Source organism: Rheinheimera sp. (genome assembly GCF_965283995.1).
Classification (GTDB): domain Bacteria; phylum Pseudomonadota; class Gammaproteobacteria; order Enterobacterales; family Alteromonadaceae; genus Pararheinheimera.
The window spans coordinates 1,096,092-1,120,247 of sequence record NZ_CBDIQG010000001.1; the positions used below are offsets into that span (position 1 = coordinate 1,096,092).

Annotated in this window: 21 protein-coding genes; 14 read left to right on the forward strand and 7 right to left on the reverse strand. The window is 51.5% G+C overall.

Annotated elements, in window-relative coordinates:
- Positions 1 to 109 precede the first annotated feature (109 nt).
- Positions 110 to 1,561, reverse strand: coding sequence for a glyceraldehyde-3-phosphate dehydrogenase (locus tag ACQ66Q_RS05035; RefSeq protein ID WP_377243182.1), 1,452 nt, complete (start codon positions 1,559 to 1,561; stop codon positions 110 to 112).
- Between the two features lie 156 nt (positions 1,562 to 1,717).
- Between ACQ66Q_RS05035 and ACQ66Q_RS05040 the strand changes: the two genes are divergently transcribed.
- Entirely contained in the window at positions 1,718 to 2,518 is an 801-nt protein-coding gene (locus ACQ66Q_RS05040; protein ID WP_430455786.1) for a DUF2989 domain-containing protein, read from the forward strand.
- 100 nt (positions 2,519 to 2,618) lie between these two features.
- On the opposite strand, the gene msrB is transcribed toward ACQ66Q_RS05040, so the two are convergent.
- The 5 genes from msrB to malQ all read right to left on the reverse strand — a co-directional run bounded on the left by msrB (position 2,619) and on the right by malQ (position 11,213).
- On the reverse strand, positions 2,619 to 2,999 hold the full coding sequence (gene msrB, locus ACQ66Q_RS05045) for a peptide-methionine (R)-S-oxide reductase MsrB (protein ID WP_430455787.1): 381 nt from the start codon (positions 2,997 to 2,999) through the stop codon (positions 2,619 to 2,621).
- Between the two features lie 19 nt (positions 3,000 to 3,018).
- Positions 3,019 to 4,548 (reverse strand): NADP-dependent phosphogluconate dehydrogenase, encoded by a 1,530-nt coding sequence (gndA, locus tag ACQ66Q_RS05050; protein ID WP_430455788.1) that lies wholly within the window; start codon positions 4,546 to 4,548, stop codon positions 3,019 to 3,021.
- A 152-nt stretch (positions 4,549 to 4,700) separates the two neighbouring features.
- Positions 4,701 to 6,764 (reverse strand): glycogen debranching protein GlgX, encoded by a 2,064-nt coding sequence (gene glgX, locus ACQ66Q_RS05055; protein WP_430455789.1) that lies wholly within the window; start codon positions 6,762 to 6,764, stop codon positions 4,701 to 4,703.
- 12 nt (positions 6,765 to 6,776) lie between these two features.
- Positions 6,777 to 8,936: a 1,4-alpha-glucan branching protein GlgB gene (gene glgB, locus ACQ66Q_RS05060; protein ID WP_430455790.1), complete on the reverse strand. Its 2,160-nt coding sequence runs from the start codon at positions 8,934 to 8,936 to the stop codon at positions 6,777 to 6,779.
- 75 nt (positions 8,937 to 9,011) lie between these two features.
- Complete coding sequence (gene malQ / locus ACQ66Q_RS05065) at positions 9,012 to 11,213, reverse strand: 4-alpha-glucanotransferase (protein WP_430455791.1); 2,202 nt, start codon at positions 11,211 to 11,213, stop codon at positions 9,012 to 9,014.
- Between the two features lie 231 nt (positions 11,214 to 11,444).
- Between malQ and gap the strand changes: the two genes are divergently transcribed.
- Complete coding sequence (gene gap, locus ACQ66Q_RS05070; RefSeq protein WP_377243197.1) at positions 11,445 to 12,452, forward strand: type I glyceraldehyde-3-phosphate dehydrogenase; 1,008 nt, start codon at positions 11,445 to 11,447, stop codon at positions 12,450 to 12,452.
- A gap of 212 nt (positions 12,453 to 12,664) precedes the next feature.
- A complete protein-coding gene (locus ACQ66Q_RS05075; RefSeq protein WP_430455792.1) occupies positions 12,665 to 13,486 on the forward strand; it encodes a D-hexose-6-phosphate mutarotase in 822 nt (273 codons plus the stop codon).
- Between the two features lie 19 nt (positions 13,487 to 13,505).
- Here the strand turns inward: ACQ66Q_RS05075 and ACQ66Q_RS05080 are convergent, their stop codons facing one another.
- Positions 13,506 to 13,910 (reverse strand): hypothetical protein, encoded by a 405-nt coding sequence (locus ACQ66Q_RS05080; RefSeq protein ID WP_430455793.1) that lies wholly within the window; start codon positions 13,908 to 13,910, stop codon positions 13,506 to 13,508.
- 288 nt (positions 13,911 to 14,198) lie between these two features.
- Here ACQ66Q_RS05080 and ccoN point away from each other — a divergent pair, with 288 nt between their 5' ends.
- The 11 genes from ccoN (at position 14,199) to ttcA (ending at position 24,139) form a co-directional block, all read left to right on the forward strand.
- The gene (gene ccoN, locus ACQ66Q_RS05085) at positions 14,199 to 15,626 is read left to right on the forward strand and encodes a cytochrome-c oxidase, cbb3-type subunit I (RefSeq protein ID WP_430455794.1); all 1,428 of its coding nucleotides are present in this window, start codon (positions 14,199 to 14,201) and stop codon (positions 15,624 to 15,626) included.
- A gap of 10 nt (positions 15,627 to 15,636) precedes the next feature.
- Positions 15,637 to 16,278 (forward strand): cytochrome-c oxidase, cbb3-type subunit II, encoded by a 642-nt coding sequence (gene ccoO, locus ACQ66Q_RS05090; protein WP_430455795.1) that lies wholly within the window; start codon positions 15,637 to 15,639, stop codon positions 16,276 to 16,278.
- 5 nt (positions 16,279 to 16,283) lie between these two features.
- Positions 16,284 to 16,463, forward strand: coding sequence for a cbb3-type cytochrome oxidase subunit 3 (locus ACQ66Q_RS05095; RefSeq protein WP_348728383.1), 180 nt, complete (start codon positions 16,284 to 16,286; stop codon positions 16,461 to 16,463).
- Positions 16,456 to 17,430: a cytochrome-c oxidase, cbb3-type subunit III gene (gene ccoP, locus ACQ66Q_RS05100; protein ID WP_430455796.1), complete on the forward strand. Its 975-nt coding sequence runs from the start codon at positions 16,456 to 16,458 to the stop codon at positions 17,428 to 17,430. The genes ACQ66Q_RS05095 and ccoP overlap by 8 nt, the downstream gene beginning before the upstream one ends.
- Before the next feature lie 82 nt (positions 17,431 to 17,512).
- The gene (locus ACQ66Q_RS05105) at positions 17,513 to 17,989 is read left to right on the forward strand and encodes a FixH family protein (RefSeq protein ID WP_430455797.1); all 477 of its coding nucleotides are present in this window, start codon (positions 17,513 to 17,515) and stop codon (positions 17,987 to 17,989) included.
- 16 nt (positions 17,990 to 18,005) lie between these two features.
- Positions 18,006 to 20,399 carry a heavy metal translocating P-type ATPase gene (locus tag ACQ66Q_RS05110; protein WP_430455798.1) on the forward strand — a complete coding sequence of 798 codons (2,394 nt, stop codon included), beginning with the start codon at positions 18,006 to 18,008 and terminating at the stop codon, positions 20,397 to 20,399.
- Complete coding sequence (gene ccoS / locus ACQ66Q_RS05115) at positions 20,396 to 20,587, forward strand: cbb3-type cytochrome oxidase assembly protein CcoS (protein ID WP_430455799.1); 192 nt, start codon at positions 20,396 to 20,398, stop codon at positions 20,585 to 20,587. The genes ACQ66Q_RS05110 and ccoS overlap by 4 nt, the downstream gene beginning before the upstream one ends.
- Entirely contained in the window at positions 20,577 to 21,248 is a 672-nt protein-coding gene (locus tag ACQ66Q_RS05120) for a sulfite exporter TauE/SafE family protein (RefSeq protein WP_430455800.1), read from the forward strand. The genes ccoS and ACQ66Q_RS05120 overlap by 11 nt, the downstream gene beginning before the upstream one ends.
- 36 nt (positions 21,249 to 21,284) lie before the next feature.
- Positions 21,285 to 22,004, forward strand: coding sequence for a fumarate/nitrate reduction transcriptional regulator Fnr (fnr, locus tag ACQ66Q_RS05125; RefSeq protein WP_430455801.1), 720 nt, complete (start codon positions 21,285 to 21,287; stop codon positions 22,002 to 22,004).
- Between the two features lie 187 nt (positions 22,005 to 22,191).
- A complete protein-coding gene (gene uspE / locus ACQ66Q_RS05130) occupies positions 22,192 to 23,106 on the forward strand; it encodes a universal stress protein UspE (RefSeq protein ID WP_430455802.1) in 915 nt (304 codons plus the stop codon).
- Positions 23,107 to 23,203: 97 nt separating this feature from the next.
- A complete protein-coding gene (ttcA, locus tag ACQ66Q_RS05135; protein ID WP_430455803.1) occupies positions 23,204 to 24,139 on the forward strand; it encodes a tRNA 2-thiocytidine(32) synthetase TtcA in 936 nt (311 codons plus the stop codon).
- Positions 24,140 to 24,156: the final 17 nt, after the last annotated feature.

The window sequence follows — 24,156 nt, forward strand, 5'->3', positions numbered from 1 at the left end:
CCGCCTGTCTTGTCAAGGCGATTGGCTACTTTGCTTTGCGGTAAACAGCAGGCAAACAAAAGCCGCCTGCAGGCGGCTATTGTGTTCACAGTTCAAACAGCGTAGTGACTTACAGCGCCACAGGTAAGGTCGGATAGAAAATACCTGCCATCTCGTTCATCACGCGGATCACCTGCGTGCTGTAGCCAAACTCGTTATCATACCAAACGTACAACACACAGCGATCTTCTTCGGCAATTGTAGCCTGAGAATCAACCACGCCGGCGTAACGCGAGCCAACCAGATCGCTGGAGACGATTTCCGTTGAATTGGTGAAATCGATTTGATCCTGCAAGTCAGAAAACAGCGACACTTTTTGCAAATATGCATTCAGTGAATCGCGGTCAGTTTCTTTGTTCAGGTTCAGTGACAAAATTGCCATCGACACGTTGGGTGTCGGTACGCGGATCGCATTACCGGTCAGCTTACCTTTTAACTCAGGCAGCGCTTTGGCAACAGCTGATGCAGCTCCGGTTGACGTCAACACCATGTTCAGCGGTGCAGCGCGGCCACGACGCTCAGCGCTGTGATAGTTATCGATCAGGTTCTGGTCGTTGGTGTATGAGTGCACAGTTTCAACGTGGCCATTACGGATACCGTATTCGTCATGCAGCGCTTTTAATACCGGCGTGATGGCATTAGTGGTACAGCTGGCTGCCGACACAATGCGATCGTCCGCCGTGATCATTTTATGATTGACACCATACACGACGTTTTTGACATCACCTTTAGCTGGCGCAGTCAGTAACACTTTTGCGGCGCCTTTGGCTTTGAAATGAATAGAAAGCTCTTTGTCGTCTTTCCAAATCCCGGTGTTGTCGACAACCAACGCATCATGAATGTCGTAAGCGGTATAGTCGACCTGTTCCGGCGAGTCCGCGTAGATTACTTTGATAAAAGTACCATTGGCTTTGATACCACCGTTTTCTTCGTCAACGGTGATGCTGCCGTTAAATGGGCCATGGATCGAATCACGGCGCAGCAGACTGGCCCGTTTGTCCAGATCACCTTTGCGACCACCGCGCACTACAATAGCGCGCAAACGCAACTTAGCGCTTGGGCCGGCACGTTCAATCATCAGGCGTGCCAACAGCCGGCCGATACGGCCAAAACCGTATAAAACCACATCTGTTGGTTTAATTTTGTCATCCTGTCCGAGTAAATCGGCCAGTTCACGTTGCAGATACTGCTCGAGGCTCAGGCCTTCTGCAGCATTCTTATAAGCATAGGCAAATGCCAGTTTGCCAAGGTCTATCCGGCCAGGCGCCAGATCCAATTTGCTGATTGCTTCCAGCACCGGAAAACTCTCACGCAGACGCAGTTTTTGTTGTTCAAAGCGCTCTACCGTTTTGTGGGCTTTGATGATGTCAATCGTGGTGGCATTCACCAGCGGCTTGCCATACACCACCAACTCAATCCCTTTATTTCGATACAGGCGACCAATGATCGGCTGCATATTTTCGGCGTACTCCTGGCGTTCCTGCCAGCTGCGTTGATACTGTTCTTCGTGAGATAAGGTCATGCTGTTGTGCCTTTTACTTCATAGTTAACGAATGTTAGGGGACAGGTGCCACAGCGGGCGCCATATTGTAATTGAATTCGTAACCCTACAACAACAATTACAAATGATTTTTTCAAAGCTTTTGCGTATGCTGGTTGTATAGAGATCGGAGGGATTATGCAGAGACTTTTGTCGTCGTTACCGTTATTAGTGTTACTGAGCGCCTGTGGGGAAAAAGAACTCAATATCACCCAGGTTTGCCAGGAAAAACCCGGTTTATGTACTGATTTAATCGAAGACGGTCACTGCCGGGTGGAACGCTCGGAAACGATTCTGGCCCGTTTCGGTGAGCAAAAGTTACCTTCGGACGCCAACAAATATCGCTTGCTGCTGGATTTTGAAAAGTACTCCAAGTGTATGGAATTGGCCAAAGGTATCGAACACATCAAGCTGAAAGAAAAGACCACTGCCCGTGTCGACAGCTACATGGTGTCATTAAACGAAATCAAACGTCTGACCGATGAAACGGTCACCTCAGATTATCCGGGGCTGCTGTATTACCACTGGTCACGGCATCAGAGCCGGCCCCATCTGGAGAAATTTGAGCAGGCCGCTCAAGCCGGACAGCTCAATACGCCGGATTTAAAATTTGCTTTGGCCCGTTATTACATCGAGAGAGATAAAAGTCTGGCGATCACGACGATGCTGGATGCGCTGAAGTTATACAAAGCCGGCGAAGTGGTAGACACAGATATCTACACCAGCCTGACCACGTTGTATTTCAAACAAAACAAACTACCGGAGTCCTATCATTGGGCTTTAGTGGCGCAAGCGGCCGGCGTTGAGCGGATTGAATTTGATATGATCCTCAAATCGGCTAAAGATAACGCGTTGGATAAAGACAAAATCGAAACACTGGCCGACGAGACTGTTGCAGGTCTGGAAGCGGGTCAGTTTAAGCCGCCGGTGTTTCAGTAACTTTATAAGGTGGAAAAGCCCGGATTTCTGCGCACGACCGCTGAAACTGGTATAAAAAAACGCGGGTGATAAGCCCGCGTTTTTTTTATACTGTCAACGACTACTTGCCGTCGAAAACCAGTGATACTGAATTCACACAATAGCGCTGCCCTGTTGGCGCCGGCCCGTCGTCAAACACATGCCCCAAGTGTGCGTCACAATGCATACAAAGAATTTCCGTCCTTTGCATGCCATGCGTGAAGTCATCGGCGTATCTGACCTGACCTGGCAGTGCCGCAGAAAATGACGGCCAGCCACAACCGGCATCAAACTTCGTGTCTGAACTAAATAATGGCTGATGACAACAAACACAGCAGTAGGTGCCAGTCGCTTCGTTATATAACAAGGTGCCGCTGAAAGGATACTCAGTGCCTTTTTGCCGCGTGACCCGATATTCTTCATCACTGAGCCGTTCACGCCATTGTGCTGCACTGAGTTTCATCTTGCTGCTCCGTTTGGGTTTATTTAACTTTGACCATTGGGCGGCCAGGCAAACTCCAGTCAACATGAAAAAACTTGCCCTTGGCTTTATCGGTGCGTTCAAAGGTGTGGGCGCCAAAATAATCACGTTGGCCTTGTAACAGATTGGCCGGTAACACTGCGGTGCGATAAGAGTCGTAATAGCTCAGCGCAGAACTTAATGCCGGTACTGGCACACCGACCATCGTTGCTTCGGCCACAGCACGACGCCAGTTCATCTGATTCAGCGAAATTTGCTTGGCAAAAAACGGATCAACCAGCAAGTTTGCCAGTTCGTCATTGCGTTCGTAGGCGTCAGTGATCGATTGCAGGAATACGGCGCGGATGATACAACCTGCCCGCCAGATTTTGGCGATCTCTGCGAAGTTCAGCTGCCAGCCGTGCTCAGCGCCGGCCGTTTTCATCAGATCAAAACCTTGTGCATAGACACAGATTTTGGCGCAGTACAGCGCATCATGCAGCTGTTTGATCAGGGCTTCGCGCTGTGATTCGAGTGGTTTATCGTGGCTGGAGCCCGCCAGTATCGTTGACGCCGCAACACGTTGTTCTTTGTTGGTCGAAATCGAACGGGCATAGACCGCTTCGGCAATAGTCGGAGAAGCACAGCCCAATTCGAGGCTGCTGACCGCCGTCCATAAACCGGTGCCTTTCTGGCCGGCTTTATCCAGAATCACGTCCACCAGTGGCAAACCTGTTTCCGAATCTTTAGTCGCCAGCACTTCAGCACTGATCTCCATCAGATAACTGTTCAGAATGCCCTGATTCCAGCTCTTAAATACTTCTGCGACCTGCAGCGCCGACATGCCGAGTGCGTCGCGCATGACCTGGTAAACTTCACAAATCAGCTGCATATCAGCGTATTCGATGCCGTTATGGACCATTTTAACGTAGTGGCCAGAGCCTGACGGGCCGATGTAAGTGGCACAGGCGTCGCCTTCTTTCACCGGATTACCCGGCTCATAACGCTCAATAGCGCGGCCGGTAGCAGGGTCGACTTTCGCCGCAATGGCACGCCAGACCGGTTCAATGCGTGTCCAGGCGTATGGGTCGCCGCTTGGCATTAAACTAGGACCAAAACGGGCTCCGACTTCACCGCCTGAAACAGCTGTCGAAAAGAAAATGAATTTACCTTCGTAATGCTTTTCGCGGCGCACCGTATCAGTCCACAGACTGTTACCGGTATCCACCACGATATCATCGGCCGCGATGCCGGCGTCGATCAGCTTACAACAGACATCATCGACCGGTTTTCCGGCAGGGACGGACAAGATAACTAAATGCGGTTGGGTCAGGCGGGATAACAATTCAGTATAAGAGCTGCAGGCAATGACCCGGCCGCCCTGCCCGCCGGTTTCCAGCAAGTCTTGCGTGATCACCGACTCAAGCTTTTTGTGGTCCAAATCAAAAGCGGCGACCCGATAACCGTGATCCGCCAGATTCAGGATCAGGTTCTTGCCCATGACTCCTGCACCTACAAAGCCGATGTCACACAATTGCGTTGACGCTGTCATTCCCATTCCTCAAAAAGCTGCTGTCGCAAAATGGGCGCGATTATACTGGAAAAAAACTGCGCCCGGCAGCGCCGGCAGAAATTCTTTATGCTGTTCAGACCATTAAGACTAACGAACATAAAGAGACCGGTCACTCTCCGTATAAAAACTTATTACAATGCCGGATGTCCGTGCTGGCTGACCCACAATGACAACGAATTGCCTTGCTGCAAATACGCGGCATCCGCCAGTTGTACCGGTGACACCAGCCCCATTTCAAATGACGTATCCATCACACAATGCCAGGGCCGGTCGGTCAGTTGTAAACTGATTGGCTCAGAACCGGCATTAATCATCATTAAAATCTCAGCATCAGCCCCGCTGCTGGCAATGACAAAATAACAATAGCGCGTTGCCGGCAAATGCCAGTCCGCTTCGGTTTTTTCACTGCCATCGGCATTGAGCCAATGCACCTGATGTTTATCACCGTGGCGCTGGTACTGATCATCAAGCAATGACAACTGCTGCAAGCAAGAGTATTGCTGGCGGACCGTAATCATTTGCTGCACAAAACTCTGAAATTGGGTGGCGTGGTAATCCAGCTGCCAGTTCAACCAACTCAGTTCATTATCCTGACAATAGGCGTTGTTATTGCCCTGCTGGCTATGACTAAGCTCGTCACCACCCAGCCAGTGGATCATGCCCTGGCTCAGCATCAGGCTGGCCACCAGATTTCGTTTATGTTGATAACGCAATGCCAGAATCGCAGCATCACTGCTTGGGCCTTCCACACCGTGATTCAGACTCAGGTTATGGTCGTGACCATCGCGGTTTTGTTCGCCATTCAGCCAGTTATGTTTTTGCTGGTAACAGACCACATCATGTAAGGTAAAACCATCGTGATAAGCCAGATAATTGACCGAACAGGCGGCCGGCTTATGATGTTTCTGGAAAATATCGCGCGAGCCCAATAAACGCGTGGTGAATTCGTTCAGACTGCCATGATCACCGCGCCAGAACGACCGCATCGAATCACGGAATTTGTCGTTTAATTCCGACCAATGCGCCGGAAACTGCCCCAATTGATAGCCATAAGGCCCGACATCCCAAGGCTCGGCGATTAATTTGGCTCCGGATAACACCGGGTCTTGGGCGACGATCTGCAAGAAAGTGGCAAAAGGCGTAAACCGTTTGTGTTCACGCGCCAGCGTCACCGCTAAATCAAACCGAAAGCCATCAACCTGCATCTCGGTCAGCCAGTACCGCAATGCGTCCAGTACCAGTTTTTGTGTGGCCGGATGCGCCAGATTCAGCGTGTTGCCGCAACCACTGTAATTACAATAGGCCGAATAGTCTGTGATATCTGCATGATTTTCAAATAGATAATATTGACGATTCGCCAGGCCGCGCAAACTCAGGTTATAACAATCGGCTTCTGCCGTGTGGTTAAACACCACATCAAGGATCACTTCCAGCCCATGCTGATGATAAGTACGCACCAGCGTTTTCATTTCCGCTACTGCGTCAACCAGCTGATAGCGTGGATCTGGTGCAAAAAAACACACCGGATTGTAACCCCAGTAATTACTCAGTTTCAGCTTCTCAAGGCGTGGTTCAGTCATAAAGGCTGCTACCGGCAGCAACTGCACGGTGGTGACGCCCAGATGCTTCAAATGGTTGATCACGGCCGGATGGCTCATGCCAGCGTAGGTGCCGCGCAGTTCTGCCGGCACTAGCGGATGCAACATCGTCATACCTTTGACGTGCGCTTCGTAAATGATGGTTTTTTCGCGCGGGATCCGCGGTTTCTGACTGGCCTGCCAGTCAAAATCATCAGCTTCGAGCACGCCTTTGGCCAGCATGTAATGACTGTCACTCTGATAGAGGCGCTCGTTAAATACCACGGCACGGTTCAGCTTCCGCGCATAGGGGTCAATTAACAGGTGGTTGCTGGTAAAAGTGAACCCTTCTGCCGGACGATCTGCGCCTTCGGCGCGCAGCAGATACAAACTTCCAGCCGGAATATGCTGGACCTGTACATGCCAGATATCGCCGGTTCTGGCCGTAAACGCGAGTTCAGCCAGCGGTTCTTCGGTATCTGGACAAAACAGACACAACGTCAGACTGCTGGCATCCGGCGCATACACGGCAAAATTCCAGCGACCAATGGTGATGTCAGTACAGACCGCTCCCAATGGCGCGGCATGACCAAAATCCGTGAGCAATTCAACGTTCATAGCAAACTCATGTTAACGGCAACGACGTAAATACAAAGTCGACAGCGGCGGCAATTCCAGCGCCAGTTGCAAGTCATCCCCCGCCTGCAAATGCGGCCCAACCGGATAATTGCTGCCCCAATAATAAGCAGAATCAGAGTTCAGGATCACCTCATAAGTGCCCGTCACCTGCACCGGCAAGCGAAATTGTGTGCGCGCGACCGGAGTAAAATTGCTGACGACATAAACCACATCACCACTGCTGTCTAAGCGGCGGAACGATACCGTGCTGTGATCGGCGTCCTGATGGTCAATCCAGGCAAAACCGCCCGCCTGATGGTCCAGCTCGTACAAAGGTTTGCAGCGCTGATACGTGTGATTGAGGTCGCGGAACAATTGCGAAATACCACGATGTTTTTCAAAATCCAATAAAAACCACGGTAAAGCCAGATTATGATTCCACTCAGTGCCCTGACCGAATTCATTGCCCATAAAATTCAGTTTTTTGCCAGGGTGGGCAAACATAAAGGCGTAATAAGCACGTAAATTGGCCGCCTGTTGCCATTCATCGCCCGGCATTTTATTCAGGATGCTGCCTTTACCGTGCACCACTTCATCATGGGACAGTGGCAGGATAAAATTCTCGTTGTAGGCATACACCATCGAGAACGTCAGATCATTATGATGGTATTTGCGGTAGGCCGGATCTTTGCTGATGTAGCGCAGCGTATCGTTCATCCAGCCCATGTTCCACTTGAAGCCAAAGCCGAGGCCACCTAAATCGACCGGGCGGCTGACGCCGGCAAAAGAGGTCGATTCTTCGGCGATGGTCATCGCGCGCGGATGCTTGCTGTAGACTTCCTGATTCAGCCATTTCAGCAAACTGATGGCTTCATAATTGTGGTTACCGCCATCGATATTCGGGATCCATTCACCATGTTCGCGTGAATAATCTAAGTAAAGCATCGACGCCACGGCATCAACACGCAGGCCGTCAATATGAAATTTATCCAGCCAGAACAAAGCACTGGCGACTAAAAATTGCCGGACATAGTCTTTACCGAAGTCGTAAATGCAAGAATTCCAATCCGGATGCCAGCCGCGACGCGGGTCGGCGTATTCATACAGATGACCGCCATCAAACCGTGCCAGGCCATGACCATCTTCCGGGAAATGCGCCGGCACCCAATCGAGTAACACGCCAATGCCGGCGGCATGGCAAGCATCCACAAAGGCCTTAAATTGATCAGGTGTGCCAAACCGCGATGTAACCGCAAACATGCCCAGCGGCTGGTAGCCCCAAGAGCCGGTATAAGGATGCTCCAGCACCGGTAGCAGTTCAATATGGGTGTAGCCCATATCGAGCACATACGGAATGAGCTGCTCTGCCAGTTCCGGATATGTCAGGAAACTGCCATCGGCATGGGTGCGCCAGCTGCCAAGATGCACTTCATAAATGCTCATCGGGCTTTGGTACGGCTGGTGGTCGCGATTTTGCCAGGCACTGTCCTGCCACTGATAGCGGCTGTGGTCGAACACTAAAGACGCATGCGACGGGAATTGTTCCGCCGCAAAAGCCATTGGGTCGGCTTTATGCGGTAATAAATGCCCGGCCGCATCTTTGATTTCAAATTTGTAACGCACGCCTGCCGCCACTTCCGGCACATACAACACCCAGTGACCGCAGGCTGTGCGTTCCATCGGATGACAACGCCCGTCCCAGTTGTTCATATCGCCGATCAGGCTGACGGCACTGGCATGCGGTGCATACACGGCAAAACGGGTCCCACTGATCGTCTGCTTACCTGCTTTGACTTCAACCAGCTGCGCCCCTAATTGCTGGTACAGATTTTCCGGCCGGGTATTGACGTGATGCACGGCGAAAAACGCTTCATCTTTAAATTGATAAGGGTCAATCACACTGTAGCTGTGATGCGCGGTCTGCACTTGCAGACGATATGGTAGCGGGTTTTTCCGGCGCGGTAGCGCCAGTTCAAATAATCCAGCTATCGCCGCAACCGGCGTCATCACGCCGAGCGATTTGCCATCGTCGAGTGCTACGACTTCCACCTGCAGTGCAGATGGCAAAAAGGCCCGGATCAACAGGCCTTTTTCTGCAGTTTGCCAGCCAAGTACGGTAAATGGCTGCGCGCAACGCACGTCGTTTAGAGCTTGAAGCTGATGGTCTGGCATAACAAATCCTGTGTCATTAAAAGCGGGAATTGCGGGGGCTCCGGTACTAAGGTACCGGAGCTATATGCATTAAGATTATGAATATAAGCCTGTTCTGCGGTTCACTGTCAATTGCTTCAGGTGAGATTTGATATGTTCCTGCTGCGCCAGTTGTTCCAATGTCATGCTCAGTTTGCGCCGCCAGTTCGGATATTCATCGCTGGTACCCGGCACGTTTACCGGCTCAGTCATCTCCATCCAGTCTTCCAGTTGCAGACATAACAGCTGGCAACTGCCGCGCGCCAGATGTTGCTGTAAGGCAAAACTCAAAGTGCGATCCATACCAAGATGCTCCACCGTCCGTGGATAATCGGCCGGCAGCATATTGTGACCGTGCAGCGAATCGAGGATGCGTTGCTTGGCCGCATGGCGGTCCTGATACAAGCCTGGCAGGATCTCTTCGGTGTACAGACCGAGCTGTAAACCTAATTTCAGATCTGAACAGTGCCAGAAACCTATCAGCGTTGGCATATCATGAGTCGTCAGTGCCGACATCGCCTGCACCGGATAATGCGCCGTAGAGATGTAACCGCCATCTTCCGCTTGTTCAAAGAAGAAAATGCGATAGGAGTACATGCCAAACTGCTGCAGCAGCTCAAAGATGCCATCTGGAACTGTGCCCAGATCTTCGCCAATCACTACCGCTTGTTGACGCTGACTTTCCAGTGCCAAAATGCCAAGTAAGTCCATGATTGGATAATACAGATAGGCGCCTTCACCAGCGGATACTGAACCTTTGGGAACCCACCACAACCGCAACAATGCCATCACGTGGTCAATCCGCAGCGCGCCTGAATCGCGCATATTGGCGCGGAACAGGTCAATCATTGGCTGATAAGCCTGGCGGAATAATTCGTATGGATACATCGGCGGCAGGCCCCAGTTCTGACCTTTTGGCCCCAGAATATCCGGTGGCGCACCGACGCTGGCGTCGCGACAGTATAAATCCGGATTAGCCCAAATCTCGGTCGAAGCTTCACTGACGCCGACCGCTAAGTCGCGATACAGGCCCAGTAACATACCGTGCTCTTTAGCTTGCTGCTGCACTTTGGCCAGCTGTTGCTGCGCACAGAATTGCAGATAGCTGAAAAAGCCGATGTCGTGCTGATTGGCTAATGCAAATGCCTGCACTGCCTCGCTGTCTGCACTGCGATATTGTTCCGGCCAGTTTGGCCAGCCCCAGGCATGCGGATCTTTGGCAATCAGATGCAAATGCAGCGCGTCATACAGTGCCAGTTGACGCAGGCTGTCGCCGCCTTCAGCGACAAACCGGTCAAATTCAGCAGACAGCGCCACATCTTTTTGGCCGTGGTCTAGATACCATTGATACAACGCGCGCAGGGCCGGCAATTTCAGTTGCATCACGCCGCTGTAGTCGACCCAATGTTTGTCGCGCTGCGCCTGTAATTGCGCCTGGAAATCTGCTTGCGCCAGCTGTTGCTGCAAGGCAGCACACTGACTGAAGCCTGGCATCTGCGCCACGCTCAGATAAATCATATTGAGCCAGCGCCGGCTTGATGGACTATATGGGCTGGCGGACTCCGGCATTGCCGGATACAAAGCATGGATCGGGTTCAAGCCAACAAAATCTGCGCCCTGCGCCGCCAGATAATTCACCAGCTGAGCTAAATCGGCAAAGTCACCAATACCCCAGTTCAGATCCGACTTTACCGCATACAGTTGCACCGAAATGCCCCACTGCTTTTGCTGCGTAAACGCTTCTGGCTGATAACAACGCTCCGGCACTACGATCAATGACTGACTGAAATCGTCGTCGTCGCCGTCGATCTGTACTTCCAGACGGTGATAACCGTAAGGCAGCGCCAGCGGCAGCATGAATTCGTATTGCTGATATTCCACTTCATCAAACACGGAGACCTGAGTCAGCTCACCGTCGTCGACTGCAACCAGCTTAAACTGCTGCGACTGCCCGGCTTCGCTGATAACCGTCACTGTCAGCGCCTGATGCACCAGTGCCAGTGGCAGGCGCAATTCCAACTTCAATTGTTCGGCCCGGTTTTGCACCGACACCGGATCTAATGGCTCGGCCCAATGCAGCAATTGACGTTCACGCAGCTGTGCGGCTGCTTTGGCATTGTCACTGACGTCGAAGCCCAATGCTGAAAGCATGCGTAACTGATCTTTTTCTGCCACTTCGGCAGGCTTGCCCCAGGCATCGGTAAATTGCGTTTCAATGCCATTAAAGCCGATCAGTTCGGCCAGCAGTGTTTTGTCCATAAAGGCTCCAACTCGGTTTCGTCGCTCTGTCCATGCCGGATTTACAATTGGGTTCTGTGCCCGCAACCGGCTTTGCCAAGCAGTATAAGACTTTAAAAAACAGCGTCGATGGCAAAATCGCAGATTACGTCATTAAATTACATAAATACGATTGCATAACAAATTTCCGCTTGAAAATGGCGGAAAAACATGTAATTTTACTACACAATTCGACAGCATCAGGGGTGCCTTATGACAATTCGTGTCGCGATCAATGGTTTTGGCCGTATCGGCCGCAATGTTTTACGTGCTTTATATGAAAGTAAGAAGTCATACGACATCAAAGTCGTCGCCATTAATGATTTAGGTGACGCATCGATTAACGCACACCTGCTGAAGTACGACACGGCGCACGGTATTTTCTTCGCCAATGTTGAGCATTCTGACAAAGCGATTTATGTCAATCAGGACGAGATCCTGACACTGAGCGAACGCAACCCGGCCAATCTGCCTTGGGCTGATTTAAAAGTTGATGTGGTGCTGGAATGTACCGGTCTGTTCACTGATCGCCAGTCTGCCGGCGCTCACCTGACTGCGGGTGCGAAAAAAGTCATCATCTCTGCACCGGCAAAAGATGTTGATGCGACTGTGGTATATGGCGTGAACCACGATGTGATCACCCCGGAAATGACCATTATCTCCAATGCCAGCTGCACCACGAACTGTCTGTCGCCTATCGCTAAGCCGCTGAACGATATTCTCGGCATTGAGTCTGGCCTGATGACGACTATCCACGCTTACACCAACGACCAGCGTTTGTCTGATGTGTATCACACCGATGTGCGCCGTGCACGTGCTGCTGCGATGTCGATGATCCCAACCAAAACTGGTGCTGCAGCAGCGGTAGGTCTGGTAGTGCCGGCGTTAAAAGGCAAGTTTGATGGCTTGGCGGTGCGTGTACCAACGATCAACGTCTCGCTGGTCGACTTAACCTTCATTGCCGGTCGCGAAACGACGATTGAAGAAGTGAACCAAATCATCCGTGACGCTGCGGCGCAGTTCCCGATGAATCAGGTCCTTGCAGTCAACGACCTGCCACTGGTATCAGTCGACTTTAACCACAATCCGATGTCGTCGATTTTTGATGCCACCGAAACGCGGGTGAACGGCCGTCTGGTCAAAGTGATGGCCTGGTACGACAACGAGTGGGGTTTCTCTAATCGGATGCTCGATAACACTGTTGAACTGATGAAGTCCTAAGCAACCTGCTTTCAGATTGAGGCGGCTTCGGTCGCCTTTTTTTATGCCAAGATCAAAGCAATAGCCGGTTTGCGACCGTAGAACAACTGATCTTGCTCCTGCCACGACAACTGCTCAGCGCGGACCAGTGAAAAAGTCCCGATGCTCAGCTTGCTTCTCAGGGTTGTCCGGCACACAATCAAACCGACTTTCGCTGCTAAGAGCTTAAATTTATGGCAAATTTTATTCATCTGGACGGTTTCGCACATCTCACTGCTTTGCCCTGCATCCGCTTTAGTTTTGCTGACTACACGGCCGTTGTGTCGCTGTATGGCGGGCAGGTGTTGTCACTAACGCTCAAAGGCGAAGAATTGCTCTGGTTGTCACCGACCACAGATTGGCAAAACCAGCATCCAATTCGCGGTGGTGTGCCAGTGTGTTGGCCCTGGTTTGGTCCGGTCGATCAGGCATTGACGCAACAGCAGGTGCCAAATCATGGTCTGGCCCGTACCCATTTGTGGCAGCAAGTCGCCGATGAAAGCTGCAGCGATCACGCGCTGCTGATTTTGCAGGCTGAATTTGACAATATCCCATGGCAAGCCGGCAAAGTCAGGTTGCAGTGCCAATATCTGCTGAACCATAAGGGCCTGCATTTGCATCTGCACTGCAATGACTTAACGCGACAGCAGGCAGCACTCCATACTTATTTTGCCTGTGATGATGTGCGTCACGCGACAGTATCGCCATTGCCAGCGACCTTTATAAATAAAGTAGAGCCTGCCGAGACATCAGCAGCGCTGCAGTTTGGCGACGAAATAGACCGAATTTATCAAGGCGCTGCCGCGACTTTGACCCTGCAGACCCCGGCGACCCTGTTATTACAACAGGCCGGCCATGATGCGTCTGTGATATGGAACCCAGGCCAGGTCAAAGGCAGTGCAGCCAAAGAGATTGGCCCGCAGCAATGGCCGAAATTTGTCTGTGCAGAAACGGCGCGCTTATCGCTGCAGGATACAAAAGCGCTGGACTTACAGATGACGATTGGCAGACTTTAACCAAACATGGCGATGCGCGTCAGCGCCGATAGACGACAAGCTCATCAGACAGGCGCTGCTCAGCGCCTTGGTCATCAATAAACAGTAATTCCAACCGCCAGGTCATTTGCGCATCAGCACAAGCGCCAATTAAAAACTGTGTTTGCCAGTTTGACTGCGCCTGCTCGACGGTCTGAGTGAAAAACAGCGGCATGCGCGGCATTTCCATACTCAGCCCAACCAGGGTCGCTTTGTGTAATTGCCAGCCCAATGGCGTACGGATCGCTAAACTCAGCGGCGTTTCGGTCTGCAGCCGCGCCGGCTGATAGTTGAGCTCGGCAGCCCCTTTTTGGACCTGACGCACCTCTGACTGTTGCCCGCCCTGTGGCGTACAGGACACACAACAGAATATCAGCACCAACCACAGGCATTTTCTAAAAGACATCGGTCATTCCCTTTACAGCACGGGCCGTTATTCTATCCTATCTACACTGCAACGGAAATTGTTGCTTCAATTGAATATTTTCTGAGCAGCAACATTGTTCTAAATCATAAAACCGACGTATCTGCCTATCTTTTTAGGGGTAAAGCTCGTATGATCCGGCGCAAAGATGGGCTGTGAAAGCGAGCTGAGTCAGTGGTTTGGCGGCAGTTACGGCAAATCTAAAATAAGAAAGGTCGCCCTCGGGTGTTTTCATTTACTAACTAGCAAAAAACTGCAGCGGAACTCAACATGAGCCATACACAATCGTTAAATGTTGACTACAACTACACAGTTGTCCGCCTATTTGCACTCACAACCGTGTTGTGGGGCATAGTCGGCATGAGCGTGGGTGTTTTAATTGCGGCACAACTTTACTGGCCAGCACTGAACTTTGATACTGCCTGGTTAACTTATAGCCGTCTTCGTCCTCTCCACACCAACGCGGTGATTTTCGCGTTTGGTACCAGTGCGTTATTCGCCACGTCTTATTATGTCGTTCAGCGTACCTGTCAGGTCCGGCTGTTCGCCGAAAAGCTTGCCATGTTTACCTTTATTGGCTGGCAGGTCGTCATCATCGCTGCAGCGATCACCCTGCCACAGGGTATCAGCCAGAGCAAAGAATACGCCGAACTGGAATGGCCAATCGATTTATTGATTGCAGTCGTTTGGATCAGCTACGCCATAGTATTCTTCGGCACTCTGGTAAAACGCAAAACCAGCCACATCTATGTTGCTAACTGGTTCTACGGTGGTTTTATTATCACTGTTGCCGCGCTGCACATTGTAAACAGCATGGTGATCCCGGTTTCATTTACCAAGTCTTATTCAATCTACGCCGGTGCCGTCGATGCGATGGTGCAGTGGTGGTACGGTCACAACGCCGTAGGCTTCCTGTTAACTGCTGGCTTCCTCGGTATGATGTATTACTTCGTACCAAAACAAGCAGGCCGTCCGGTTTACTCTTACCGCCTGTCAGTCGTGCACTTCTGGGCACTGATTGCGCTGTACATCTGGGCTGGTTCTCACCACTTACACTACACTGCCCTGCCAGACTGGACTCAGTCCGTTGGTATGGTGATGTCGGTCATTCTGTTTGTCCCAAGCTGGGGTGGCATGATCAACGGTATCATGACGCTGTCAGGTGCCTGGCATAAACTGAAAACTGACCCTATCTTACGTTTCCTGATTGTTTCTCTGTCTTTCTACGGCATGTCGACGTTCGAAGGCCCGATGATGGCAATCAAATCAGTCAACGCACTGTCTCACTACACAGACTGGACCGTTGGTCACGTTCACTCAGGCGCTTTAGGCTGGGTTGCGATGGTCTCTATCGGCGCACTGTATCACCTGATCCCTGCTGTATTTGCGCAAGGCCGTATGTACAGCGTCAAACTGATTAACACCCACTTCTGGTTACACACGACTGGTGTTGTTCTGTACATCGTCGCTCTGTGGATCAGCGGTATTATGCAAGGCATGATGTGGCGTGCAGTCAATACTGACGGCACCCTGACTTACAGCTTTGTACAGTCGCTGGAAGCTTCTTATCCGTTCTATCTGATGCGCTTCATCGGTGGTTGTTTCGTCGTCACCGGTATGCTGGTCATGGCCTACAACGTGATTAAAACCGTACGTGCCAAACAAGGTACGTTAGAGCCAATCGCAGAAGCGGCATAAGGAGTCGGTCATGTCTAAGAATTATCACGATAAAATTGAAAAAAACGTTGGCTGGCTCGGTATTCTGACTGTCGTCGCGATTAGCTTCGGTACCATGGTTGAGATCACGCCACTGATGTTTATCAGCGAAACCAACGAACCTGTGGATGGCCTCAAGCCTTATTCAGCGCTGCAGCTGGAAGGTCGTGATGTGTTTATCCGCGAAGGTTGTACTAACTGCCACAGTCAGATGATCCGCCCGTTCCGCCACGAAGTGGAACGTTACGGTCACTACTCTGTTGCCGGTGAAAGTGTTTGGGAACATCCGTTCCTGTGGGGCTCTAAGCGCACAGGTCCGGATTTGGCCCGTGTCGGCGGTCGTTATAGCGATGACTGGCATTATGCCCACCTGATGGACCCACGTTCTGTGGTGCCGCAGTCCAATATGCCTGGTTATCCTTGGTTGGATAGCACAGTGCTGGATGGTCAGCTAACAGCGAAGAAGATGGAAACATTTAACGTGCTGACCAAAGGCAAAATGCACAAAGACGACGCAGACGGTGTGATGTACTCAGCGGAAGAAATTGCCGCTGCACAAGAAGCCGTGAAAGGTAAAACTGAAATGCAGGCCCTGATTGCCTATCTGCAATCACTGGGCACTGCACTGAAGTAATTGCCATGGACTTCGTTACTTTACACAGCATTTTCACCGTGATTATTTTTGTGGCTTTTATCGCCCTGGTGTTCTGGCTGTTTGTGTTAAAACGCAAACCAGATTTTGACCAGGCCGCAAACGCAATTTTTGCTGATGAGCAAAAGCCACAACAAAAACAACAACAGGAGTCGGATCATGAGTAGCTTTTGGAGTGCTTGGATCATTGTATTAACACTGGCATGTCTGGTTGTATGCTTCGTGTTGCTGACATGGAACCTGAAAAACCATGTTGGCGTTGCCGAAAACGAAACCACCGGTCATGAATTTGACGGGATCTCTGAAATCAATAACCCGCTGCCAAGATGGTGGACCATTATGTTTTACGCCACCTTCGTCTGGGCGGTGTATTACTTTGCGGCCTATCCGGGTTTAGGTAACTGGAAAGGCTTGTTTGGCTGGACCAGCTCAAACCAGGGCGTAAAATCACTGGCTGAATCAAAAGCAGCGATTGAAGCACAAAAAGCCGCGGGTACCCCTTCTCAGCTGGATGCAGAATACATCAAAGCTGAAGGTACTTTTGCCAAAGAGTTCGCTAAATACACCAGTCGTCCGGTTGAAGAGCTGGCATTTGACAAAGACGCATTAAAAGTCGGTCAACGTCTGTTCCTGCAAAACTGTGCTCAATGTCACGGCTCTGATGCCCGCGGTCAACGTGGTTTCCCGAACCTGACTGATAACGACTGGTTATACGGTGGCACTGCAGACAAGATCGTAGAAACCCTGCGCCATGGCCGTAAAGCAGCAATGCCAGCCTGGGGTGAAGCACTGGGTGACCAGGGCGTGAAAGAAATGACCGCTTATGTACTGAGCCTGTCTGGCCGTAAAGTCAACGATAATGACGCTGCCGCTGGTAAAGCTAAATTCGGTATGTGTGCGGCCTGTCACGGTATGGATGGTAAAGGCTCGCTAGCCCATAACCTGCCATTCGGTGCGCCTAACCTGACCGACAGTACCTGGTTGTACGGCGGTTCTGCTGGTTCGATTGAACAGACTCTGCGTCTGGGCCGTAACGGCCAGATGCCGGCGTTCAAAGACACGCTGGGTGAAGATAAAATCCACGTGATCGCGGCTTACGTATACCGTCTGTCTCGTCCGGATGAAGCGAAATAACCGCTGACTCTGGCACAGCATTGAAGCCCCCTCGAGGGGCTTCGTTTTATCTGCCTACAGTCAATAAATGAAGGAAGTTCTGATGTCTAAACCTTGGTATAAACAAGTCTGGCCCTGGATCCTGATCAGTATACCGGTATTTTCCGTGCTTAAAGCCGTTCATACCGTCTATATCATGAATCAGCACAGCCCGGATTTAGTCGTCGACGACTATTATGCTGAAGGCAAAGCCATCAACCAGAATTTATCCCTTTACCGTGAAGCCGCCGCACGTAACTTACATGCAAAAGTACTGCTGGCCGGTAATAAAGCCATTCTGACCTTTGATACCAACAGCATTCTGGATGAAGACCTGACGCTGGATTTTGTCCACAACACGCTTGCGGCTCAAGATTTTAAAGTCATCGCGCATCGTAGCGGTGAATCCATGTATGTCGCAGAACTGCCGGTAACCCCAACCGGTAGATGGAATCTGGTGGTGCACGATAACGCCAACCAGTGGAAACTGCGCGCATCCTTAAGCCTGCCGGCCATAGATGCAATTAAATTGACTTACTGAGACTTCAGACTGCCCCATGCTGCAACAGCGCTGTTTTCATTGTCATGAACCTGTCCCGGCCGGAACCGATTTTCACTGTGAAGTATTCGCTGAGACACAAGTTTTTTGCTGCGCCGGCTGCCAGGCCGTCGCCGAAACCATCGTCGCGCAAGGTCTTAGTGACTACTATAAATTCCGCAGCAAAGCCGCCAGCAAAGCCAATGCGGTCCCGGCGGAATTACAGGCACAACTCACCAGCTACGACAGTGCCGAAGTCTTACAGGACCTGACCCAACAGGTTGGTGATGCGCAGCGCATTGAACTCTCGATCAACGGTATGAGTTGCGCAGCCTGCGCCTGGCTGATTGAGCGTAAGCTGCAGCAAAATAGCGCAGTACAGCGCGTTAGCGTTAACTCAGGCACAGCCCGATGCGAACTGGTCTGGAATGCCAAAACCGCGCCGCTCAGCCAAATATTAGGCCAAATCAGCGAGCTGGGTTATCAGGCCAGTCCTTTTGTCGCTGACTTGGAAGAACAGAATTTCCAGCAGGAATTAAACGCCTATCTCAAGCGTTTGGCGGTCTCCGGCATCATGACGATGCAAGTGATGATGCTGGCGTTTGGTTTGTACTTCGGTGAATTTACCGGCATAGAAGCGCAGTACGAAGGGTATCTGCGCTGGGTCAGTCTGTTGATGACCCTGCCTGTGATGGCGTACGCTGCCCTGCCATTTAGTCGCAGCGCCTGGCGCGCATTAAAGGCCCGCCAGCTCAATATGGATGTGCCCATTACGCTGGCACTGTATTACACCTTTATCGCTTCGTTGTATGCCACCGTCTTTGATACCGGCGAAGTCTATTTTGAGTCGGTCTGTATGTTTGTCTTTCTGCTGCAGCTTGGCAAATTCTTTGAATTCCGAGCCAGAAAACAAGCGCGCGATGCGACCAGCAATTTACTGAAAGTGATGCCGGTCAGCGCCACCTTGTGGGATGGTGAACATGGCACCGCTACATCCGCCAGACGGCTGCAAAGCGGCGACCATATTCTGGTGAAAGCCGGTGAGACCATTCCTGCTGATGGTGTGGTGGAAAGTGGTGTCAGCTCAGCTGATGAATCGATGTTAACCGGCGAATACAAAGCAGTCAGTAAACAAGCCGGTGATGTGGTCCTCGCCGGCAGTATGAACCATGACGGCATTCTGGTGGTGCAGGTCCGTAGTGCTCTGACCGAATCACGTTTGGGGCAAATTATCGCGCTGCAGCAACAAACTCTGCATCAAAAACCGGCCATTCTGGAAAAAACCGATCGCATCGCCCGCTTCTTTGTGCAAAGACTACTAGTGATTGCCACTGCCACTTTTTGTGCCTGGTATTTCTGGATTGATGCTGACCGCGCATTTTGGGTGACGCTGTCCGTACTGGTCGCCACCTGCCCTTGCGCGCTGAGTCTGGCCACCCCAACTGCCGTGACCTGTGCTTTGGCACAGCTCAATCGTAAAGGCATCCTGATCAAAAACCAGCATGTACTCGATGTCCTGCCCAAACTCAGCAAGATTTTCTTCGACAAAACCGGCACGCTGACCCAAGGCCGCTTTAGTCTGACCGATGTGCAAATCTTCACGCCGCTGTACGACAAAGCACAACTGCTGAATCTGATGGCCAATCTGGAGCAGCAATCCGAACATCCGATTGCCCGGGCATTTAGCCCTTACTTGCAACAAGCTCTGCCGCTTGAGGGCGTCAGCCTCACGGTTGGAGCCGGTTTGTCAGGTGTATATCAGCAACAGAAGCTACGCATTGGCCGGCCGGATTTTTGTGGCCTGGATCCACAAGACCCGCGTCTGGCCGGCGCTCAGGTGTGTTTGTCCATCAACGGCGAACTTGCGGCAACAGTGCAACTGGCAGATCAACTCAGACCAGAAGTCACCACGCTGATCCCTGCCCTGCAGCAACGTCATTTAAAGCTGGCGATCCTGACCGGTGACGCTTCAGCCGCAGCACCAGCTGTGGCAACGCAACTTGGTATCAACGAACTTTGGCAAGGCTGCAGTCCGGAGCAAAAAGTCAGTGCGATCCAGCAGTCAGTGCAAACTGGCGAAACCGTGTTGATGGTTGGTGATGGGATTAACGACAGTCCATGTTTTCATGCTGCACATGTGTCTGTTGCACTCGACAGCGGTACTGAACTGTCGAAAAACCAGGCGGACGTGGTGTTGCTGCACAATGACCTGCAGCAGTTGCAAACCCTGATTGACGGCGCTCGTCGCGCGCATCTGGTGGTGCGGCAAAATCTGTGGTGGGCAGCCGGGTACAATCTGGTTATTATCCCGTTGGCGGTCTGTGGTTTTGTCTCGCCTTATGTTGCAGTGATCGGTATGTCCTGCAGTTCACTGCTGGTAGTGTCTAATTCATTACGGTTGCTCAAAGCATGAGTATTATCTACGTCTTGATCCCCATTGCGGTCATCTTTGTGATGATTGGCATCGCGATATTCTTCTGGGCGGTGCGTTCTAAACAGTTTGACGACCTGGATAAAGAAGGTTTCAGCATCCTGTTTAACGAAAAACCAGCCGCTTCAACTCCACCTGCCGAAAACACACCGCCATCCCGTGAACCCTGATATTTTCGCCGCATTTTTTGTTGGTCTGTTTGGCAGTGCGCATTGCCTGTTGATGTGCGGCGGAATGGCCGGTGCACTGCAGATGTTGATGCCGCCATCGCGGACCCGACGCGGCTGGCTGCAGCTGATGCTGGGTCTTGGCCGTATCAGCAGTTATGCGCTGACCGGCGCCTTATTTGGCGGTCTTGGCGCAACGATGATTGGCAGCACTGGCTTTATGCCGCAGTGGCTGCAACTGTTCGCCGGTTTGATGTTATTGGCGATGGCACTGTATATCAGCCGATTATGGTTTGGTCTGCTGAAACTGGAACGGGCCGGACAAGCACTTTGGCGTCGGGTCCAGCCACTGAGCCAGAAGCTGTTACCGCTGGATTCTGGCCGCAAAGCCTATTTGTACGGGTTATGTTGGGGCTATTTACCCTGTGGCCTGGTGTATTCAGCTTTGAGCTGGAGCCTCGGCAGCGGTAGTGCCAGTCAGGGCGCCTTGTGGATGGCTTTGTTCGGTCTTGGCACCCTGCCTGCTGTGTTACTGGCGGGCCAAACCGCAGACGCGCTCAGGACATTGCAGCAACAGCAATGGGTGCGATATGGACTGGCAGCCGTCCTGGCCGCTTACGCGTTACAGACAATTTACCTTGCACTTCGTGCTCTGGTTTTTTAAGCTGGGCATACTTTGGATGGAGTTTGGAAACCTGCGATGAGTTCACCTTCAAGTATTAACTGCCAGCACTGTGGCTTCAGCCAACTATGTCTGCCATTCACTCTTAATGATGCAGAGCTTGATAAGCTTGATCAGATCATCCAACGCAAACGTCCGTCGCACAAAGGTGATCATTTATTTGAAGCCGGCAAACCGTTACAGGCGTTGTACGCAGTACGCACTGGTTCTTTTAAAACTTACACCTTGTCCGAACAAGGCGAAGAACAAATCACCGGTTTTCATTTACCGGGCGACGTGATTGGCTTTGATGCCATTGGTGATCAGCAGCATCCAAGTTACGCCCAGGCACTGGAAACTGCGCTGGTCTGTGAGATCCCGTTTAACAACCTCGATAGTCTGTTAGATCAGGTCCCGAAGCTGCGTCAGCAACTGATGCGCCTGATGAGTCAGGATATCCACGGTGACCAGCAAATGATGCTGCTGCTGAACCGCAAAACTGCCGAAGAAAAACTGGCCGCTTTTATCACAAATCTGGCGCAGCGCTTTGGTAGCCGTGGTTTCTCGCGTAAAGAGTTTCGCCTGACGATGACTCGCGGTGAGATCGGCAACTATCTGGGATTAACCGTGGAAACCATCAGCCGCCTGCTGGGGCGTTTCCATAAAGATGAGCTCATCCATGTCGATGGTAAACTGATCACCATTGCCAATTTTGAAGAATTAAGCCGCATCGCCGGTATGGCGCAAATCGGCCGCTGATATGGGATGGACTAACAGCAAAACCGCCTTCGGGCGGTTTTGTTTTTTCTGCGCCTGACAGCTCTGAACGCTGCCCTTTTCCGGGAACCAATCAGCAGTCTGTTGATCCAACACAACATTACCGAGCGCGAAGCGGTTTAACTTAGCTACACTGATTCTGTACCTGTGACTGCAAAGGAGAATGATGATGGCGACTTATCAGGATGTGCTGGTGGTGCTCGATCCCAGTACTGATCAGCAAAAAGCATTGGCAAGGGCGATAGAACTGGCCGAGCATACCGCATGTAAAATCACTGCCTTTTTATCCATCTACGATTTCTCTTACGAAATGACGACGATGTTATCCGGCGAAGAACGCGAATCGATGCGTCAGGCCGTGATCACCGACCGCGAAATTTGGATCCAGGAATTATTACATCAGGCCCGCAGCAAAGGGATCGCCTGCAGTGCCAAAGTGGTTTGGCACAACCGGCCGTTTGAGGCCATAGTGCAGACTGTCAGCGAACATGGTTATGATTTGGTGATCAAAGGCACCCATGACCACGATGTACTCAAATCGATGATTTTTACCCCGACCGACTGGCATATTCTGCGTAAGTGCCCCTGCCCGGTGTTAATGGTGAAAGAACATGCGTGGCCGGCACAAGGCAATATTCTGGCGGCAGTTAATGCCGGTAGCGAAAAGCCGCATCACAAGGCACTGAATCACATCATCATTCGTCAGGCGCAAGCGATGGCCGCGATGCTGAACGCCAAAGTGCACTTGGTCAATGCCTACCCGGGCACGCCTATTCATGTGGCGATTGAGATCCCGGAATTTAACCCGGTTGAATACAACGACAGCATGCGCCATCACCATATAGATGCAGCCAATGCGCTGGCTGGTCAGTTTGACCTCACGGCAGAGTTTGTCCACGTGCAGGAAGGCATGCCGGAAGACGTGATCCCGCGAGTGGCGAAGGAGTTGGATGCCGAGATGGTGATTATCGGCACTATCGGTCGTACTGGGTTGTCGGCAGCCATTATTGGCAATACCGCCGAACATGTGATTGACCGGCTCGATTGCGACGTATTGGCGCTAAAACCGGACGCGCCGGTCTGATCACAACCGATGTTCCACGCCCGTAACCAAGAATTGGAATTGGCAAGCGGGCGTGATCCGCTATAATGTGCGCCTTTTTTACTGTCTGGGTAGCATCATGTCACACTCCGCTGAAGCCAAAGCGCAATATAATCTGAATAAACTGCATAAAAGACTGCGTCGTGGCGTAGGCCAGGCCATCGCTGATTTTGGCATGATTGAGGAAGGCGACAAAATCATGGTCTGCCTGTCCGGTGGCAAAGACAGTTATACCTTGCTCGACATTCTGCTGAATCTGCAACAATCCGCGCCGATTAACTTCAGCATTGTGGCGGTCAATCTGGACCAGAAACAGCCGGGCTTTCCGGCGCATGTGTTGCCTACTTACTTAGATGGCATCGGCGTGGATTACCAAATCGTTACTGAAGACACTTACTCCATCGTCAAAGAAAAAATTCCGGAAGGCAAAACCACCTGTTCTTTATGCAGCCGGTTACGTCGTGGCATTTTATACCGCACCGCCAAAGAGCTGGGCGCGACGAAAATCGCACTGGGCCACCATCGCGATGACATGATTGAGACGATGTTTCTGAACATGTTCTACGGCGGCAAAATGAAGTCGATGCCACCGAAGCTGATCAGCGACAATGGCGAACATATCGTGATCAGACCGCTAGCTTACTGCCGGGAAAAAGACATCGAAAAATACGCGACAGCCCGTGAATTCCCAATCATTCCATGCAACTTGTGTGGTTCACAGGATGGCTTGCAACGCCAGGTAGTGAAAGAAATGCTGCAGGACTGGGACAAACGCTTCCCGGGACGGATTGAAACCATGTTCCAGGCCATGCAAAACATCGTGCCATCGCATATGGTCGATAAAAATCTGTTCGATTTTGCCGCCGTCAGTAAAGCGCGTGCCGGCGAGTTTGCCGGTGACACCGCTTTTGACAAAGAAGCAGTGCCGGCAAAACCTGTCGGTTTATTGGCCGAAGACGATGACGAAGAATCACAAAACAGCGTGGTGGTACAACGGCTCGAGATTAGTCTCTGATCAAACAGATATCAGAC